Source organism: Pontibacter aquaedesilientis, from assembly GCF_014773225.1.
GTDB lineage: Bacteria > Bacteroidota > Bacteroidia > Cytophagales > Hymenobacteraceae > Pontibacter > Pontibacter aquaedesilientis.
The window spans coordinates 1,002,949-1,021,622 of the sequence record NZ_JACXAJ010000001.1 but is presented as its reverse complement, the minus strand read 5'-3'; the positions used below and the strand labels follow the sequence as shown (position 1 = coordinate 1,021,622).

17 protein-coding genes are annotated in these 18,674 nt (G+C 51.5%); 3 read left to right on the top strand and 14 right to left on the bottom strand.

Annotated elements, in window-relative coordinates; translation table 11 throughout:
* Position 1 precedes the first annotated feature (1 nt).
* The gene (locus tag H9Q13_RS04470) at positions 2–436 is read right to left on the bottom strand and encodes an NADH-quinone oxidoreductase subunit A (RefSeq protein WP_191182514.1); all 435 of its coding nucleotides are present in this window, start codon (positions 434–436) and stop codon (positions 2–4) included.
* Between the two features lie 32 nt (positions 437–468).
* Positions 469–906: a CBS domain-containing protein gene (locus H9Q13_RS04465; protein WP_191182513.1), complete on the bottom strand. Its 438-nt coding sequence runs from the start codon at positions 904–906 to the stop codon at positions 469–471.
* A gap of 295 nt (positions 907–1,201) precedes the next feature.
* On the opposite strand from H9Q13_RS04465, the gene ppsA reads away from it, so the two are divergent.
* Positions 1,202–3,613, top strand: coding sequence for a phosphoenolpyruvate synthase (ppsA, locus tag H9Q13_RS04460; RefSeq protein ID WP_191182512.1), 2,412 nt, complete (start codon positions 1,202–1,204; stop codon positions 3,611–3,613).
* 155 nt (positions 3,614–3,768) lie between these two features.
* Here the strand turns inward: ppsA and H9Q13_RS04455 are convergent, their stop codons facing one another.
* From H9Q13_RS04455 to H9Q13_RS04435, 5 genes are all read right to left on the bottom strand, one after another.
* Positions 3,769–4,653, bottom strand: a complete 885-nt coding sequence (locus H9Q13_RS04455) for a ribose-phosphate pyrophosphokinase (protein ID WP_191182511.1) — start codon at positions 4,651–4,653, stop codon at positions 3,769–3,771.
* Entirely contained in the window at positions 4,650–6,161 is a 1,512-nt protein-coding gene (locus tag H9Q13_RS04450) for a thymidine phosphorylase family protein (protein WP_191182510.1), read from the bottom strand. Before H9Q13_RS04450 ends, H9Q13_RS04455 begins: the two co-directional genes overlap by 4 nt.
* 1 nt (position 6,162) lies before the next feature.
* A complete protein-coding gene (locus H9Q13_RS04445; protein ID WP_191182509.1) occupies positions 6,163–7,011 on the bottom strand; it encodes a restriction endonuclease in 849 nt (282 codons plus the stop codon).
* Positions 7,012–7,117: 106 nt separating this feature from the next.
* Positions 7,118–7,942 carry a membrane or secreted protein gene (locus tag H9Q13_RS04440; protein ID WP_191182508.1) on the bottom strand — a complete coding sequence of 275 codons (825 nt, stop codon included), beginning with the start codon at positions 7,940–7,942 and terminating at the stop codon, positions 7,118–7,120.
* A gap of 69 nt (positions 7,943–8,011) precedes the next feature.
* On the bottom strand, positions 8,012–8,533 hold the full coding sequence (locus tag H9Q13_RS04435; protein ID WP_191182507.1) for a DUF2911 domain-containing protein: 522 nt from the start codon (positions 8,531–8,533) through the stop codon (positions 8,012–8,014).
* Positions 8,534–8,802: 269 nt separating this feature from the next.
* Between H9Q13_RS04435 and H9Q13_RS04430 the strand changes: the two genes are divergently transcribed.
* Positions 8,803–9,948 (top strand): hypothetical protein, encoded by a 1,146-nt coding sequence (locus H9Q13_RS04430; RefSeq protein ID WP_224744052.1) that lies wholly within the window; start codon positions 8,803–8,805, stop codon positions 9,946–9,948.
* Between the two features lie 94 nt (positions 9,949–10,042).
* Here H9Q13_RS04430 and H9Q13_RS04425 read toward each other — a convergent pair whose 3' ends face one another.
* The 5 genes from H9Q13_RS04425 to H9Q13_RS04405 form a co-directional block, all read right to left on the bottom strand.
* Entirely contained in the window at positions 10,043–11,710 is a 1,668-nt protein-coding gene (locus tag H9Q13_RS04425; protein ID WP_394367971.1) for a M1 family metallopeptidase, read from the bottom strand.
* 121 nt (positions 11,711–11,831) lie between these two features.
* Entirely contained in the window at positions 11,832–13,073 is a 1,242-nt protein-coding gene (locus tag H9Q13_RS04420; RefSeq protein ID WP_191182506.1) for an NAD(P)/FAD-dependent oxidoreductase, read from the bottom strand.
* Position 13,074: 1 nt separating this feature from the next.
* Positions 13,075–14,076: a 4-hydroxyproline epimerase gene (locus tag H9Q13_RS04415; protein ID WP_191182505.1), complete on the bottom strand. Its 1,002-nt coding sequence runs from the start codon at positions 14,074–14,076 to the stop codon at positions 13,075–13,077.
* A 3-nt stretch (positions 14,077–14,079) separates the two neighbouring features.
* Positions 14,080–15,534, bottom strand: a complete 1,455-nt coding sequence (locus tag H9Q13_RS04410; RefSeq protein ID WP_191182504.1) for an aldehyde dehydrogenase (NADP(+)) — start codon at positions 15,532–15,534, stop codon at positions 14,080–14,082.
* The gene (locus tag H9Q13_RS04405) at positions 15,521–16,444 is read right to left on the bottom strand and encodes a dihydrodipicolinate synthase family protein (RefSeq protein WP_191182503.1); all 924 of its coding nucleotides are present in this window, start codon (positions 16,442–16,444) and stop codon (positions 15,521–15,523) included. The genes H9Q13_RS04410 and H9Q13_RS04405 overlap by 14 nt, the downstream gene beginning before the upstream one ends.
* A gap of 123 nt (positions 16,445–16,567) precedes the next feature.
* Here H9Q13_RS04405 and H9Q13_RS04400 point away from each other — a divergent pair, with 123 nt between their 5' ends.
* Positions 16,568–17,428, top strand: coding sequence for a helix-turn-helix domain-containing protein (locus H9Q13_RS04400; RefSeq protein ID WP_191182502.1), 861 nt, complete (start codon positions 16,568–16,570; stop codon positions 17,426–17,428).
* A 91-nt stretch (positions 17,429–17,519) separates the two neighbouring features.
* Here H9Q13_RS04400 and H9Q13_RS04395 read toward each other — a convergent pair whose 3' ends face one another.
* Together H9Q13_RS04395 and H9Q13_RS04390 are read right to left on the bottom strand one after the other, a co-directional pair.
* Positions 17,520–17,711 carry a cold-shock protein gene (locus tag H9Q13_RS04395; RefSeq protein ID WP_191182501.1) on the bottom strand — a complete coding sequence of 64 codons (192 nt, stop codon included), beginning with the start codon at positions 17,709–17,711 and terminating at the stop codon, positions 17,520–17,522.
* Positions 17,712–17,831: 120 nt separating this feature from the next.
* Complete coding sequence (locus tag H9Q13_RS04390; protein WP_191182500.1) at positions 17,832–18,599, bottom strand: S1/P1 nuclease; 768 nt, start codon at positions 18,597–18,599, stop codon at positions 17,832–17,834.
* Positions 18,600–18,674 lie beyond the last annotated feature (75 nt).

The following is an 18,674-nucleotide window of genomic DNA, read 5'->3' as shown; positions in this document are numbered from 1 at the left end:
TTCAGTTCAAGCTTGGCTGCTGTATTAAGCGTTTATAGGCCGCCAGTATTTTTTTGCCATCCGGTCCAAAGTCCAGTGCGCCGTTTCGCCACTCGTAAATCAGCACCACGACGAGCATGGCGATGAAGATCAACACACCGAAATAGCCGTACCAGCCTAACTCAGGAAAAGCGATGGCCCAGGAAAAAATAAAGATGGTCTCTACGTCGAAAATCACAAACATCATAGCCACCATATAGAACTGAGAAGAGAAACGAATACGGGCACCGCCTGCGCTTACTATACCGCCTTCATAAGGCTCACCAACAGCACGGCCATGGCCACGTTGCCCTAACACATAGGAAAGGCCTAGGATAAGTAGCACAAGGCTAAGCACAATGGCTCCGTACACGACCAAGGGCCATAGTAAAGTTGTTGTTTCGGCTGTTTCCTGCATTGTTTCTCCTAATTGAATGATATCCGGGCTGCCTATTCGTGGTGCCCAGTTATATAGTGTTCGAGGTCTTCAATGATGCATTTCTGCTCCTCGATCATGTACTTTACAATGTCCCCGATGGAAACCAATCCAACCAGTTGCTGATTCTCAAAGACAGGTAAATGGCGGATATACTTTTGTGTCATCAGGGCCATGCATTGCTCCATCGTTGTGTCTGGTGAAACGACAAGCGGATGCTCACTCATGATTTCCTGTACCAGCGTGTCGCGCGAGGCTTTTCCCTTCAAAATCACCTTGCGGGCATAATCCCGCTCTGTGAACATACCGGCAAACTTACCCTGATCCATTACAATCAGCGCTCCCACGTTTTGCTCCACCATGGTTTCCAAAGCCTTGAAAACGGTACTGGTGGGTTCGATGGCAATAACTTTATTGCCCTTCTTTTGGAGAATATGCCTGACTGTTCCCATAAAACCTCCTGTAATGATTGAAATATATACTTGAATGTTAGGATGTTATACGGAAGTAGTTGAAAATGGTCAATGTATTGTTAAAAAATTACTTTAAAATATTACAAATTTATAAAATCACAAGAGCGATGGAGATAATAAGGACGATGTTACGGGTCATATTAAGAACTACCATAGAATGTATACCTGACTATTTGTATCTATTTATAAACCAAGGGTATACGCCAACGTTTAAATTTGTAAGCTCGGCATTACGACTTCGGTGGCGCAGTGCTTTGCCTTAATGCGATTAGCTATGGAACCGTTTATCAAATTGTTCAAAGACATCAGCTACAAAGACCTGAGTATAGTCGGAGGCAAGAATGCCTCGCTCGGAGAAATGTACAACCAGCTGAACCCGGAAGGTATACTGGTACCTGATGGCTATGCCACCACTTCTGCCGCCTACTGGCATTTACTGGAACAGAATAATCTGAAAGATCAATTAACCAACGTTCTGGGAGGTTTGGATACCCACGATTTCCATAACCTCGCTGAGGTAGGCCGGCAGGCGCGTGAGTTAATTTTGAATGCGCGTTTCCCGGAAGACGTTCGTCAGGAAATAGAGAAGGGCTATACCTATCTGAGGTCAAAGTACGGAGAAGAAATTTCGCTGGCTGTGCGCAGTAGTGCCACCGCCGAGGATCTGCCTACAGCCAGCTTTGCCGGACAACTGGAAACCTATCTGAATGTAAGTGGGCTCCAAAACCTCTACAAGGCTTGCCACCATAGCTATGCCTCGCTGTTCACGGACCGAGCCATCAAGTACCGGGTTGACAATGCGTTTGAGCACATGCAGGTGGCGCTTTCGGTGGGGGTACAAACAATGGTGCGTGCCGATAAAGCCTGCTCCGGTGTGATGTTCACACTCGACCCTGATACCGGTTTTGAAAATGCCATCGTGATCTCTGCTTCCTGGGGCTTGGGTGAGAATATAGTGCAGGGTGCCGTTAACACCGATGAGTTTGTGGTCTTTAAACCCATGCTGGACAAAGCAAAGCAACCCATTATTTCGCGCAAGCTCGGCAGCAAGGCCAAAACCATGGTATACGCCGAGCCTTCTGAAGGTGAACTTCAAAGCCCAACGGACGCCATCCTGAATTTGGACACTCCCCTGGAACAGCAGGAGCAATTTGTGCTGATGGACGGGGAGGTGGTGCAGCTGGCCAGGTGGGGCAAACGCATTGAGGAACACTACAAACAGTCCATGGACATCGAGTGGGCCAAAGATGGTATTTCGGGCGACCTTTTTATTGTGCAGGCCCGACCCGAAACGGTGCAAAGCCAACATAAGCATGCAGCCTGCTTTACGGAGTATACCTTGAAGGAGAGTGGCAAAGTGCTTTGCTCAGGTATAGGGTTGAGTAATCGGATAGTATCAGGTATAGCACGGATTCTGCACTCCCCCCAAGAGATCGATAAACTGCAGGAAGGTGAGGTGCTGGTCACCCGCAAAACCGACCCCGACTGGGATCCCATCCTTAAAAAGGCGAGTGCCATTATTACCGAGCAGGGCGGACGTACCAGCCATGCTGCTATTGTGGCGCGTGAAGTGGGCGCTGTGGCCGTGCTGGGTACCGACAATGCCACCAAAACAATACAGGACGGCCAGGAGGTTACCGTATCGACGGCGGGAGGGGAAACAGGTTATGTATATGAAGGCAAGCTCGAGTGGGAAGAAAAAAAGACGGATATGAGCAAGCTCGGCAAACCAAAGACAAAGGCCATGCTCATACTAGGTGACCCGGAACAGGCGTTCAAATATTCCTTTCTGCCAAACGATGGCGTAGGATTGATGCGCATGGAGTTCATTATCAACAATTCCATCCAGATCCATCCAATGGCGCTCAAGCATTTTGAAAAGGTAGAGAATGAGGAAGCGCGTGAGAAGATCGATCAACTGACGCACCACTATCCCAACAAGGAAGACTACTTCGTAGATAAACTGGCCGAAGCGACAGCCATTGTCGCAGCGGCTTTTTACCCAAAGGATGTGATCGTGCGCATGAGTGATTTCAAGTCTAACGAATATGCCAATTTGGTGGGGGGACATCAGTTTGAGCCAGAGGAGGCTAACCCGATGATCGGGCTGCGGGGCGCGTCGCGTTACTATCACGAGCTATACCAACAAGGCTTCGAACTGGAGTGCCGGGCTATGAAAAAGGTGCGGGAGGAAATGGGGCTTTCCAATGTGAAGCTCATGATTCCGTTTTGCCGCACGGTAGCAGAAGGCGAAAAAGTGATCGGCCTGATGGCAGACTATGGCTTAAAACGTGGTGATAATGGCTTGGAGGTTTATATGATGGTAGAAATACCAAGCAATGCCTTGCTGGCCGAAGAGTTCGCCGCGCATTTCGACGGCTTTTCCATCGGCTCTAACGACCTCACCCAGCTCACGCTAGGCGCCGACCGCGACTCTGGTCTGCTAAGCGACATCTTCTCGCCCTTCGACCATGCCGTGCAGCAACTGATCGTGATGACGTTGGAGAAAGCCAAAAAGACCGGCACTAAAGTAGGACTTTGTGGCCAGGCGCCGAGCGACTATCCGGAGTTCGCCGCTTTTTTGGTGAAACACGGCATTGACAGTATTTCCTTTAACCCGGATGCTTTTTTTAAGGGACTGGAGAATATGCTAGAAGCAGAAAAGTCTTCTTCAGTAACCACATGACCAAAGGCCATAAGGCAAAAGATCAACGATGGAATGCAGGTATAGCAAAGCAACAGGCACTCGATAAAACGCCTGAATAGGTTTATCCATAGCGTGAGCAAATTCATTTTTCAAAAGGCATTATTTCGATACACCCACAGGTATAGCAGACGCTCTCAGGTTTGTGTTCGAAATGCTTCAGCCAAAAGCGCTTCTACCTGAATGCCGTTCGATGCATGCGGTATGGTGTTGCAGGTAACGACCTGCGCGGCACCTGCCTCTAGCAATGCTTTGTAAGCACCCTCGGCAAACACGGCGTGCACGCCTATGCATACCGGCGCGACTGGTGTGAGTTGTTTCAGGTGCAGCACAGTCTCGATCATGGTGCGGGCCGTGGAGATGATGTCATCAATGAGCACGGGGGTATGCGCTTGGTAGTTGGCCAATTCCGGTAAGGATACCTGCACTTCTCGGTCGCCAAGGCGTTTTTTGGCAAGTACCAGATAAGGTGCATTTGCCAGTCCGGCCACCTCCGATACCCATTGCAGGCTCTCTTCGTCCGGACCAATCAGTATAGGTTTGGGAATGTTCGCCTTTACCCAACTAGCCACAGTGGGGGCGGCATGCAGGGCAAGGGCGGGAATAGGGTATAGCTCGTGCATATGGTGATAGCGGTGCAGGTGCGGGTCGATGGTATAAAGGCTGTCTACGGTGTCGGAAAGTAACCCGGCAAAATAACGGGATGTCACGCCCTCTCCGGGCTGGAATTGTTTGTCCTGACGCATATACGCGAGGTAGGGCGCTACCAGGCTCACCGCGTTGGCTCCCAAATCTTTCACGGTTTTGGCCATAAAATAGAGCGGTAACAGTTTTTGGTCCGGCTGGTGCAGCGTGCAGACCAGCACGACACTTTTAACCTGCACATCCGATAAAATACGCACATAACTCTCGCCATCCGGAAATCTTCTGATCACCGCTTCGCCTGTCTCGGCGTGTAGCTGGGCCGTAAGCGATTGGGCAAACGCCTCATTTCCAGGAAGGGCAAATACGATGGTTTTCATGGAGCGACTAATTCTACAATGTGACCGGCGCTATGGAGGTATGTCAAAGAGTAGCTCAATTCACCCTGCGACTCGGAGTAAATGGTGAAGAGAGAATCTCCTTTTTTAACCTGTTTCCCAACGGGTGCTTTGAAATAAATACCCGCCCCGGGAGACTTCGGAGCACCCGCAAGTTTGGCAACTTTGGCGAGCTTACGGTTGTCTACTGCCCTAACCACGCCGTTTGATAAAGCGATAACATCGTGCTGCAATTTAGCAGGTGATGGCTCCCGGAAACCGCCCTGGGCTGCGCAGATACGGTAAAATTTTTCCAGTGCCTGTCCACTTTCCAGGATCTGCAACGCCCGCTCCACGCCTGTACCTTTGGTCAGCATATCAGCTTTCTCGAGCATGAGCCCTGCCAGTTGCACCGACCTGATTTTCAGGTCTGCCGGTGCGTTCTGCTCGTTCCGCAGTACGGCCAGTACATCCATGGCTTCCAATGCCGGACCTATACCTCGCCCGACTGGCTGCGTGCCATCCGTTATCAGCACCTCCACTTCCATACCTATGGCCAGCCCAACTGCCCTGAAGTAGTATTCCAGCAGAAAGGCTTCTTCCTTGGATCGAACTTTGGCCGTTTGGCCCACCGGGATGTCAATGACTGTATGAGTAGAACCGGCTGCTGCTTTTTTAGAAAGAACTGATGCGATCATCTGGCCCGCACTGTCCACGTCGAGCGCCTTTTCAACCGAGATGATGATGTCGTCCACCGGGCTCAACTTCACAGCACCGCCCCAAGCCATACACCCCCCTTCTTTTTTCACTACTTCCTTTATCTGGTCCAATGTGAGGTCTACGGGCGTCATGGTCTCGATCACGTCGGCGGTGCCGGCGGGGGAAGTGATGGCTCTGGAGGAGGTCTTGGGTATGATCAGGCCGGCTGCTGACACAATGGGCACCACAATAGGAGTCGTGCGGTTGCCCGGCAAGCCGCCCACACAGTGCTTGTCCATGATGAGGGGCTCTTCCCATGTCAGCGTGGAGCCCGATTCGATCATGGCCTTTGTGAGGTAGATCACTTCGTCCAGTCCGAGGTTATCCCCGGAGCAGACCGTTACAAACGCGGCAATCTCGATCTTAGAGTATAAATTTTGGGTGATGTCGGAGATAATGCGCTGGATGGCCGCCTCATTGAATTTCCGGCCAAACATTTTGGCGCGTACCTCGCTGAAAGATAGGATATGCTGGACATGCGAGACGGTGATCATGTCGCCTTCCCTGGCCTGAAGGTTTTTGAAACCCTCTTCAGAGAGCACTGCTTCTCCGTCCTCGATCAGCTCAGATGTAATGACGTTCAGGGTGGCGATGATGCTATGTGCCCCGTGCTGGACTGAAACTCTGGTGTTGGCCGTAAAACCCTCGGAGCGGCAGACCGGTGAGTCGGACCTCATGAAAATGATATTCTCTGTATGGGTATCAATTCCCAATCTTCTTAGGCGCAATATGTTGCTGTTCGCCTCTTCCATTTCAAAGTCCGCATAAACTATCCACTTCAGTCAGTGCGCTGAGCAATCTGCTGTCGCGTACACCGGCTTTGCGAAGTATGCTCTCATTATCCAGCAACTCTTTGCACATCACTATTTTCTGATCGAGCAGTCTTTGTTTTTCAGACTGGGTGAGCGACGTCAGGCAGGTAATCGGGTATAGGTGAAAGGAGTCGACCATATCCTTCAGGCCGCTTTTAGAAGGGAAATCCCAACCTATCAAGCGCATGTTCATGCAGGCGGCGTAGCGTTTGGCGTCGTCCGTGAAACGGGTATTCGTTACCAGCCATACCTCATGGAAGCGGATTTCAAATTCTTTTTCCGATGGCCATACCTTCTCTACATCCTTGAAGCGGGATTGTATATACATCGGGATTTTTACATCGGACTTGTTGCGGTGCAGGTTGTGGTATTTGCATTCGATCATGGAGCGATGCCCGTCTTTGGCCGCAATGACGTCAATTTCGTGACGTACGCAGTGGCCATCCACCATCACGCCGATTTCGGTGGCATAGCCTTGGGCTTTAAGCAATTCGGCAACAAACTTCTCGAACGGGAAACCGGAAGGGCCCAGCTGCATAATCCCCTGTTTCAGGCTATACTTGGCTGCGGTTTTTTTAGAGAGTTTCTTGAGGATGCTGAAAGCTTTTTTGTAAATTTTTTTGGTTGAGATGCCCTCGTACAGCAGCGGCTCGAGTTGGCGTAATACATCCTGAACCAGCTGATCATCAGCTCCCGACTTGAGCAGGGACATTCGCAGTTTGCCGACCGAGAAACGCACTTTCTCACCGGAAGCCTTTGTCACGATCAGGTCGTCGATGGGTTGAGCCATAGTAGGTATAGCGGTTTTGTGCGATGAGATCTTTGTATGTACGGCTTCATCACCTACAGGTATGGCAAACAGCTGCCAAACATCAACCCGCTATACCTGGCCGGGTTTACAGTTCAGAAATACGGGACCAGATCTCGTAGATCTTGTTGCCTGTGCTGCTCTGACCGCGATGGTGCCAATTCCCGTCTTTCACTTCGTACTGGAAAGAAAGCGACTGGCCCACCCGATTTTTGTCACGGGAGAAGAACTCGATGTTTTCAGTGTACTTGCCGTCCTGCGAGGTATAGGTACCGCCGCCTGTGCCGGAGAACTCCCCTGTTTCAGAGTTGAAGGCGATCCACTGGAAGCGGGAGCCGGACAGCACTTTCAGGGTTTTGCGCGGGCCAGGCCGCATGCTGCTCATCTGACCGTCACGCTCACGTCCGGTTATGCGCCAGGTGCCTGCCAGAGGGGAGGAGCTGTTGCGTTCGTCTATCCGTTGCCAGGTGTCCGTTATGCCGTTCTTGTCCATCGTCCATTGGTCGTTTTGCAGCTTGAAATCGGCTGACGATGTTTTGCCTACCTGTGTGGAGTCCAGGGTGTTGAATTCATATTTGGCCTCAAATTTTCCGTTGGACGCGGTAAAGGTGCCGCCAGTCGTGCCCAAAAACTCCTTATTTTGCTGATTGAACCGGGCAATGGTGAAAAATCCGTCCTGCACCAACATGATCACCTCATTTCCTTGCCCGTCTGTGGTGCGCCAGGCACCCTCCAGTTCAGTGGCCTGTTGTGCTTTGTTTTGAGCGGCAGGGGTGATCTGCGTCGAAGCAGTTGCATTGGCACCAGCGGTTTCCGGCCGTTCAGATTGTGCTATGGGTGCAGGCCCGGCACAGCCGATTAGAAAAAGGAGTGCCACCGAAGCGGTCGATTTGTTTTTCAGTAGTTTTATCATTTGTCAAGAGGTATAGTGTTGGCATAAAAAAGCCGCTCCTACAAGGTATAAGCGGCTTAGGTCACAATGTTATTTTATCTTAACGGGAATTTCCAGGTGCTCCCAGCGCAGCAGAATGCCGTTTCGCGCCACGGAGTAAGTCAATCGCTCCTGCTTGGTGGCTGATTTGCGAGGCTTTACCTGCACACGCAAGGCATCGCGGCGCTCGTCATACTCGGTTCCCCACTGGCCCACTGCTTTGTTAAAGATCACTGTCCAATGGTCTTCACCCGGTATGGTATAAATGCTGTACTTGCCTTTGGCCAGGTGGTGGCCCTCTATGGTCACGTCTTTGCTAAACTCGATGATAGTAGCTTCGTTGGCACCTGCCCGCCATACCTTGCCATAAGGCACCAGCTCACCCCAGACTTTCCTGTTTTTGACGGCCGGACTGCTGTAGTCTATTGTTACAGTCGTTTCACCAATTTTGCCAGTGGCAACAGCAGGTGGACTAGGACGGTTTGATTTGTTGTTGTTTTGGGCCCAGCTGATGGCCGGCATAAGCAGAAAGGCCACTAACAAGGTGTATGTGAAATAGTTAGCTATTTTCATAAAAGCTGGATTTGTAAAGTAAGTAAACAGGGTTTGGTCAGGCTAAGATATAGAATAATCAGCAATTATACGTATCAATTCAACCACAGTACAATTTCTATAATGCTTAGCGTTTGTCTTCAGTATAGACTGGTATTTCTTTATAAGGTTTAACGAGTGGAGTTGATAAATTATGATAAACAGCTCGATTTAAAAGCCTATTATACGAACTGAAAAGCAAGCCTACCTGTTTTTGTATTACTTTTTAACATTAGCTTGACCAAGCAGCTATGAGTTACAACCTCCTCTTAACACCCCAGTGGCAGACTAACAACGCCCTAGTGGGAAAAGCCATTGGGTTGGCTATTTCTATTACCATAGTGCTTTTGTTGAGCGCATTTGCTATACCTGTCGAGAAAGAGGAAGAGTTGGTGCTGCGAACTGAAAAATTGGCTTTTACGCCTAAGGAGTTTTACATAGCGGATATAATAGACGAGCGTGCTGATAAGAAGGCGGTGGCTTATCTGTTGCCAGTTGGGGTAGTGGGCTCCAAATCTACACCGGTTGATTTTGCAGGCGGTGGACTTTCCGCTATCCAAAAGTTTACGCGACATAGCTTGGCTTACAATACGGCGCTCAGACCAGTGGTTATCCGCTTGAAAGAATTTCATGTAAAAGAGAAGGCCGGTGCAGCGGGGCGTGTCACAGGCGAAGTGTCCGTGGTGATGGCGTTTGAACTCCAGCGCGACGACGAACCGGTGCCGTTGTTGCAATACAAGGGCGGTGCCCGGTACGACCGGCCCGCCGGTAAAAATGAAGTGACAGAACCGGCCATCCGTAAGTCACTTGTCGAGGCGTTGCGCTACTTTAATACCTGGATGGACCGTGAGGCCGCGACCAATGAAAAACTGGCCCAAGGTATAAAAGTAACCTTCACGGACTATATTGGTAGCGCTGATCAGGACACAGTTTTTTATACTTTACGGCGGCCGTTAAACTGGAGGGATTTCAAAGCACCTCCCTCCAAAACCAGCCGTTTCGCTGCCACGGTTTTCCCGAGTTTCGCTTATGCCGGGGAGAGCAAAGTGGAGGACGGGATCATACACCTGAACCTAACGATGAAGGTGTATATTCTCAAAAGCTCGTCCTGGGTAAAGGAGGATTTCAAAGATGCCTACGGCCTGAACCACGAGCAGCGACATTTTGATATCGTGAAGCTGGTAGCCGAGCGTTTCAAGCAGAAGATCAAGCCAGAGATGTTGTCGGTGGAGGATTACAACAGCATTATCCAATACCAGTTTATTGAGTCCTACCGCGAAATGAACCGACTGCAGGATCAGTATGACACCGAAACCCGCCACGGCCTGGACAAAGCAGCGCAAGAACGCTGGAACCAGCAGCTCGACAAAGAACTGAAATCATTCGATTTAAAGTAAGCCAGAGCCGGCACCGAATTATAAGTCCGATTAACTCCCAAACTCTCAAACTTTCTAACTCCTAAACTCCTCTACTTTCTAACTCCCAAACTTTCTAACTTTCTAACTTTTTTGCTTCCTGCACATAAAAGTTAGAGTCAATTTTGAGGGTAGTGCCCGCCTTCACTTTTTTGAGCACTTTCCAGTCCGTGCCCGGCTCCAGCCAGGTTGCTTTGCCGTTCAGGTATACCTTAACCGGCATTTCAAAATCAGCCACCACATTCGTCCAGCGATAGGATAGGTTTTTCTTGTCCTGCCGGTACTCCAACACCGGAATGCGGGTGTCGCGTAGGTACTGGTCAAAGAAGCGGGTCAGGTCCCTGCCAGTGTGCTCGGCTAGGTAGCCCTCGATCTGCTGTGTAGTCACGGTCTGGTGATAGAAGTCCTTGTTGAGGCCACGCAGTATGCCGCGGAATTTCTCGTCATCGTTCACGATCTGGCGCAAGGTATGGAGCATGTTGGCACCTTTGTTATACATGTCGCCTGAGCCGCTGTGGTTCACATCATAATAGCCGATAATCGGGCGGTCGTTGCGGATGGTCTTGCGCTTGCCGATGGTGTATTCATTGCCTGCCAGTGTGCCATAGTGGTAGTCCAGAAACAAGGATTCTGAATAGGCGGTGAAACTTTCATGGATCCACATGTCGGCCACATCCTTGTAGGTGATGTTATTGGCAAACCACTCATGTCCTGTTTCGTGGATGATGATGAAGTCAAATTTAAGGCCCCAGCCAGTGCCGCTCAGGTCACGTCCACGGTAGCCATTCTGGTAACCGTTGCCATAGGTGACAGAGCTCTGGTGCTCCATGCCCAAGTAGGGTACCTCTACGAGCTTATAACTGTCTTCATAGAAAGGGTAGGGGCCGAACCAATGTTCCAGCGCCTGCATGGTGCGGGGCACGTCCTTAAAATGCGCTTTGGCTTTCTCCAGCTTATCGCGTAGCACCCAATAGTCACAGTCCAGCATACCTTTCTCGCCCTGGTACTTCTCCCCGAAGTGCACATAGTCGCCTATGTTGATGTTCACGCCGTAGTTGTTGATCGGGTTGGACACAAACCAGTGAAAAGTGCTTGTGCCATCCTTGTTCTCCTCTACTTTGCGCTGGCGCCCGTTCGAGACATTGGTCAGGCCTTTGGGCACGGCCACGCTGATGAGCATGCTGTCCGGCTCGTCGTACATGTGATCTTTGCAGGGCCACCACAGACTGGCGCCGTCACCCTGGTTCGAACTCGCCACAAAAGGATTGCCACGCTCGTCACGCTTCCAGGTGATGCCCCCGCTCCAGGGCGGATTTACGCTGATCTGCGGTTTGCCGCCATAGTATACCTCCAGTTTGTTCAACGCTCCTGTTTTCTGCGGTACTTCCAGTTTTACGAAGTAAGCGTTGCCATCTTGGGTAACTTGTAGTTGCTTGCCGTTCTGCACGACTTTTTTCATTTGCATAGGAGGCTGCAAATCAAGCTGCATGACCTGGTAAGGCTCCAATACTTTGTACTGAATGGTGTTCATGCCCTTGATGGTGCTGTCTGCCGGATTTACCTGGATGTTAAGGTGGTAATAGCTCAGGTCCCACCAGGCCCGCTCCGGAGTTATGGAGCCACGTAGCGTGTCCTGCCGGGTGAAGGTGGGAGCTTGCTGGGCCTGCGTTTCGAATGCGCCCAGCATAAGCAAGGCGAGGGCTGCCGTCAGGATCGTGTTTTTATTTCGAGAGGATGGTTTCATGATGGAGTGGTGTGCTGTTACGTATCAAAATGAAAGGTAGGGGAAGCAAAACATAAAGACAAGGTATAACCTTCTCCAATTCAAGATAGAAGGCAAATCGGATAATGCCATAAGTCAGCTATTACCTATACCTATCCGGAGAAAAAGCGTCCGTCATCACAGATTCTTTCCTGTTCAGTAACTGCTCCGTCAGCACCTTGCCAGTAGCCGGCGCCAGACTGATCCCCATCATGCTGTGGCCTGTTCCAAAGAGTACGTTTTCCCAGCGCTGGGTATACCCAATGTAAGGGAGACCATCGGGGGAGCAGGGGCGAAGGCCGCTCCACACATCTTCCTGTTTCGGGAAAGGACAATCGAAGTTGGTATAGTAACGGGAAATGGCGGCGTGTATACCTTTGACTCTGTTCATGTTGATGGATGAATTGGCCGGCGTGATTTCCATTGTACCGCCGAAGCGCACTTTGTCGCCGTATGGTGTCACGGCCACCCGTTCTTCGGTGAGAATGGTCGGGCGTTGGATGGCGGGGAGATTGTCTGCCACAAAACTATAGCCTTTTCCGCCCAGCATGGGCAGGTTGATTTTCAGCTTTCGTGCCACCTCGCCTGACCAGGACCCGGCACACACCATCACATGATCAGCAGCAAAATCACCTTGGTCCGTTATGACAGTCGTTATCTTTTTGCCTGAAGCAGCGAAGTCGAGTATCTGGACATGGGACTTCATCTGAACGCCTTTATCTATGAGGTGGCGCAGCAGAAAACCGGAAAGCGCCGCCGGGTTCAGGTGCGCATCTCCCGGGAATAGCACGCCACCCAGCACATCCAGTTCCAGGTTTGGCTCCAGCGCCTGTACCTCTTTCAGGGAAAGAATCTCCGCTTCCAGGCCATGTTGTCTGGCTACGTGCACAAACTCCTTTTCTTCCAGTTCACCTGCCGCTGTTTTATAAAGCATGAGCAGTCCCTTTTCCTCCAAACCAATTTCAGGGTGCTGTTCGGCTATGCCCAGGTATAGGCTTTTGCTAAGCAGGTTCAGGTTTTTGAGGTAAGGGATGCTGTGTGCCACGTGTTTGGGGGTAGCAGCTTTGTAAAACAACATACACCATTGCAGCAACCTTCGGTCTAGCCTGGGGTGGATGTAGAAAGGGCTTGTGGAGGACATCATCCACCGCAAACCTTTGCCGATGATACCAGGGGATGCCAGCGGAATGATGTGGCTGGGCACCAGCATACCTGCATTGCCCAGGGTACAGTTGTCCTTCAGGTCGCCCTTGTCCAGTATGGTAACTTCAAAACCCGCTTCGGTGAGGTAGTAGGCGGTAAACAAACCGATGATGCCGCCTCCTATGATGGTAACGCTACTCATATCAGATCACTTGAAATCCATGTACGTAAGGGTCCTCGTCATCCAGGAAAATAGTATTCAGGCCCGTGACCATTGCCCAGCCTTCTATACCGGGCAGTATAGCCGGTTTGCCTGCCACGGTGGTCTCTCCCTCGATCGTTCCTTTGAAAACAGACCCTATATAACTCTCATGTATAAATTCCTGCCCTGGTTTGAGTTGTCCCTTCGCATACCACTGCGCCATTCGGGCGGAGGTGCCAGTGCCGCAGGGAGAGCGGTCGATCGCCTTGTCGCCATAGAAGACGGCATTGCGGGCCGTGGATGTTTGGTGCAATGTGTCGCCTGCCCATAGGATGTGGGAAAGGCCTGTGATCGTCGGATTTTCCGGATGCACGAAGGTATAGCGCTCGTTCATCTGCTGGCGAATCTCACGGCTCCACGCTATGAGTTTGTCAGTTGTGTAGGCCTGCAAACCCGGAAAGTGTTCCTGCGGATCGATGATGGCGTAGAAGTTGCCGCCGTAGGCTACATCCACTCTCAGCTCACCCAGTTCCGGGCACATTATATGGAGGTTCTCCGCTTCCAGGTAGGAGGCAACATTGGTCAGTTTCACGGTCTTTATTTTTTTGCCTTCCTGGGTATAGCGCACCTTCACCAATCCGGCTGGTGTTTCCAGGCGCAGTTGGCCGGGTGTTTTGGGAGTTATCAGGCCTTCTTCCAGGGCAATGGTCACGGTGCCGATGGTGCCGTGTCCGCACATGGGCAGGCAGCCGCTGGTTTCGATGTAGAGGATTGCCATGTCGTTTTCCGGGTCATGAGGCGGATACAGGATGCTGCCGGACATCATATCGTGGCCACGGGGCTCGAACATGAGGCCACGCCTGATCCAGTCGTACTCACGCAGGAAATGCTGCCTTTTTTCGCTCATGTTACGGCCTTGCAAAATAGGCCCCCCACCGGCTACCAACCGGACCGGGTTGCCGCAGGTATGGGCGTCGATGCAAAAGAATGTTTTTCGTGCCATGTGTCAGAGGCTATCCTTTGATAATTGTCCGTTGATGGTGCGCCACATACCCAGCGGGTTTTCATCCTTGAGTTCCTCCGGTAACAGTTCCTGCGGGGCCGACTGAAAGGTGACAGGCCTGGCGAAGCGCTTGATGGCGTAGGTGCCCACGGAGGTGGAGCGGCTGTCAGTGGTAGCCGGGAAAGGGCCGCCGTGCGTCATGGCGTGCGACACCTCCACCCCGGTCGGAACACCCGAGAATAGCAGTCTCCCGCATTTTTCCCTGATGAGATCGACCAGTTCCGAGGAGGCCTGCAGTTCGTGGCTGGTGCCCCAGAGGGTGCAGGTTAGTTGCCCTTGCAGTTTTTTGGCCACCTGCTGCAGTTCGGTTACCTCCTCGTAGGTTACCACCAGGGCATATGGCCCGAAGATCTCCTCCTGCAGCGCCGGGTTTTGCAGCCATTGCTGTAACGTGGTTTTGGCCAGCGCAGCACCGCCGGAAAGGATGTCTTCAGCGGGAGACAAGATCAGATCCACTCCTTCCTGAGCGTGCAGCCCTTTCAGGTGGTGGTAGTAATTGCGACAGATCGTTTCATGGAGCATTTTCTCGGCTGGCGTGTCCCGCAGTTTTTGAGCGAATGTCTCCAGGAAAGCCGGAGTCGCTTCGGCGGCAGGGTAGAAGATAAGCCCGGGACAAGTGCAGAACTGGCCCACGCCCAGTAACACTGATTGCGCTGCCTGTGCTGCCAGTTGCTCCCCATTACCCACGGCCTTCTCCGGAAGCACAAAGATCGGGTTCACACTGCCCATTTCGGCATAGACAGGTATAGGCGCCACACGTCGGCAGGCCAGGTCGAAGAGCGCTTTGCCGCCTTGGTAGGATCCCGTAAAAGCCACTGCGCGGGCCTGCGGATGCTCCACTAACTGCTTCCCGACTTCCTTGCCGCCACGCACATGCTGGAATATTCCTTCCGGCAGTTCACATTCCTGCAAGGCGCTTTTAATGGCAGCGTACACCAATTGCGAAGTCTGCGGATGCGCCGGATGTTCTTTGTAGACCACCGGACAGCCAGCCGCCAGGGCCGAAGCCGTGTCGCCGCCAGCCGTTGAGAAAGCCAACGGGAAGTTGCTCGCCCCGAAAACGACCACCGGACCCAAAGGTATAAGCATGCGGCGAAGGTCTGGACGAGGTATAGGTGTGCGGTCTGGCAGGGCCGTGTCGATCGTCGCTTCCAACCAGGTGCCTTCTTCTACGAGCGATGCAAAGAGCCGAAGTTGGTTCACGGTTCTGCCCCGTTCGCCTGTGAGGCGTGTCAGGGGCAGGTGCGATTCGCGGTGCGCTGTCTGCAGCAATTCATCGCCCAGGTTGTCTATTTCATCGGCGATGGTGCGCAGCAAATGGGCTCTGGCGGTAGCGGGGAGTTTCTTATACCTGGCAAAGGCCTGTTCGGCCTTCGCGAAAATATCATCGTAGGGCATGTTCGTTTTCGTTTAAAGTGGGTAATGTAGGCCTGTTGCGTATACCTTCGTCCAAAATAGCCAGTATGCGTTCTCTCTCTTCGCCGATCAGCGGTAACCGCGGCGGACGCATGTGCTCTGTGCCCAGACCCACTTGCTGTTCTGCCAACTTGATATACTGCACCAGCTTCGGGTGAATGTCCAGTTCCAGCAGGGGCAGAAACCAACGGTAGATCTCCAAGGCTTCTTGTATACGTCCCGCCTGCACAAGTTTGTAAATGGCCACCGTCTCTTTCGGGAAGGCGCACACCAACCCGGCCACCCAGCCATGTGCCCCCATCAGCAAGCTCTCCATCGCCAGCGTATCCACGCCACAAAGCACCTTGATCCGGTCGCTGTAGCGACTGATCATGCGGGTAACGTTAGAGACGTCCCGGGTCGATTCTTTCACGGCCTGTATGTTTTCATGCACGAGCAGTTCGTCGAACATGGCCAGCGTCACCTGTGTCTTGTAGTCTACGGGGTTGTTGTAGATCATGATGGGCAGTGACGTGCTGTCGGCTACGGCCCGGAAGTAAGCCACTACCTCGCGGTGGTCGGCAGCGTAGCGCATAGGAGGGAGCAACATGAGGCCCTTCGCACCCATGGCCTCGGCTTCGCGGGCACGGTTGATAGCTTCGTGCGTGGCGCCTTCTGCAATGTTGAGGATGACCGGCACTTTGCCAGCCACATGGGCAATGGTACGCTCCGTCAGTTCCTGTTTTTCCGCAGTTGTCAGCACACTGGATTCGCCCAGTGTTCCACCCAGGATAATGCCTTCCACTTCGGCTTCCAGTTGCGCATCCACGTTGCGCATAAAAGTCCTGTAATCAATTGCCCCATCCGCCTGAAACTTGGTCGTGAGGGCTGGGTATACGCCATGCCAGTTCATAAGCTTTTTTTATCAAATGTAGCTTATCAGTAGCTGCCCTTCTTCCACAGGATTAATGAATAGTGATACAATATTGATCTAAATGCAGAGTATTTGTTAAAAAATCATTAATATGGTATTACAATGAAGGTTATTCCATTCAAGATACCCAAATCCAGTCGCGAGTTTGTCCGCTTTCAGGAGGACAAGCAGGCATATTTTTATGACAAGCTGCACCAGCACCCCGAGATCCAGCTAAGCTGCCTGTTGGAAGGCGAGGGCAAACTGATCGTGGGCGACTACCTGGGACGTTTCCAACCCGGCGAGCTATACCTGCTGGGCCGTAATGTGCCCCATGTTTTCCGGAGCGACCAGGTATACTATGCGCCGGAAAACCAGTTAAACAGCCATTCCATGCTCGTATTTTTCGATACCGAGGCGGTAGGCCATGCGTTCTGGGAAACAGAGGAAATGCAGGAAGCCAGGCGGTTTCTTGACACACTTAATGGCTGCTATCGCTTGAAGGGAATCGCTAAGGAGTCGCTCATACGGGAGGTGCAGCAGCTGAAGGGTAGGAATGGATTGGACAAAGTGCTGGGAGGCCTCCAGATTCTGAACATGCTGATGCAGGAGGCAACGTTGGAAAGGCTGAACCTGGACGACCGCGTGCAGGACCTTTCGGAGCGCGAGGGAAGACGGATGGACAGGGTGCTGCAGTTTTTGGTGCAGCAAAGTCAACGGGCTATACCTTTGGAGGAAGCTGCCGCTGTGGCGAGTCTGAGCAAGGAGGCCTTTTGCCGATTCTTCAAAGAGAGGACCCGCAAGACTTTCACCGCTTTTCTGAATGAGATGCGCATCAGTAATGCCTGCCAGTTGCTGTTAAAAGAGGAGACCTCGGTTGCGAGTGTGGCCTATGAAGTGGGCTTCTCCAATTTGTCGCACTTCAACCGCGTGTTCAAAAATGTGACAGGCGTTTCGCCCAGGGCGTACCGCAAGGGTGGGTAGTGTCAGGTGTTGTACAGGTATAGGCAGAAAGACAAAGCGCCTCCCATAATTGGGAGGCGCTTTGCTTGATGTTGCGTTATATATGACCAGACTAAGCTAGCTTTACATTTACCGCATTTAGTCCTTTTTTGCCTTCTTTTACTTCGAATGTTACTTCGTCGTTCTCTCTGATCTCATCGATCAAACCAGTTACGTGTACGAAATACTCTTCGTTTGTTTCGTTGTCTTTGATAAAACCGAAACCTTTGGTTTCATTAAAGAATTTTACTTTTCCGTTACTCATGATATGTTGTTGTTATTTCCTTTAGACACATCAGAACGTAAGAACGTTCCTAATTGGTTACAACTTTTTGCAGAAATTTTAAAATAGTTGTCTCACACGCAAATATTCCCACAAATGGTGTTACCCATAAATCTGGTTTAGCAGGCCAGCCAGACGGACACCTGCCTGCAGGATGCGCTGTTCTACGGTGCTGAAGTTGTCATAGCTGTAGCGGTAACCCAGCTTGCCATCTTGCGGAATGTTGTATACCTGCTCGCGGTAGGTTATCGACTCATAGGCCCAGTCGCGCACCTTGGTTGACTGCCACTGTTTTACCTGGTTTTTATCTGGCGTACCAACAAACTGCGCCAGTTCCGTAAAGCTGATGTTCTTGCCGTCGATCATGTCGCTGTCCCAAACGCGGTGCAGGTTCGAGTTCTGGCCAAACCACTGCAGTTTCACAGCGTTACCGCCCATGTCGCCTTCTTTGCCCACGTGCAATGGCTGGTGCAGGTCACCTACCAGGTGTACCAGATATTTCAGGTATTCCTGATGCTGCTTGTCGCTGAGGTTGTTGCTTTTCAGCATGTTTACCAGTTCCTCAATCTTCATAATGATGTCGCCATTCGGATTTTTCTCGGTCTGCTCGTAGGTCTTACCACCAGGTATAGTCACCCAATGCCAGTCGTGCGTGTGGTTATAGGCCGTGTCAGATTTGATGTCGTCCATCCAAACCGATACCTCCGCCAGGGAGTTGTCCTTGAGGACTTTCTCAATTTTCTTCTTGGCTTTTCTGCTCAGGTGTTGTTCGGCGATCAGGCCCACGGCGCGGTGGCCGTTCTGTCCCCAGGCAAAGGCTTGTCCTATCATAAAAGGGAGAAACAGCAGGACGCAAATTATTTTTTTCATGGAAAATAAGTATTGGAAGATTTGATGCTGCAAAACAAACTGTTTTTTGCTTAATTGTATTACCAAAAAGTAAAT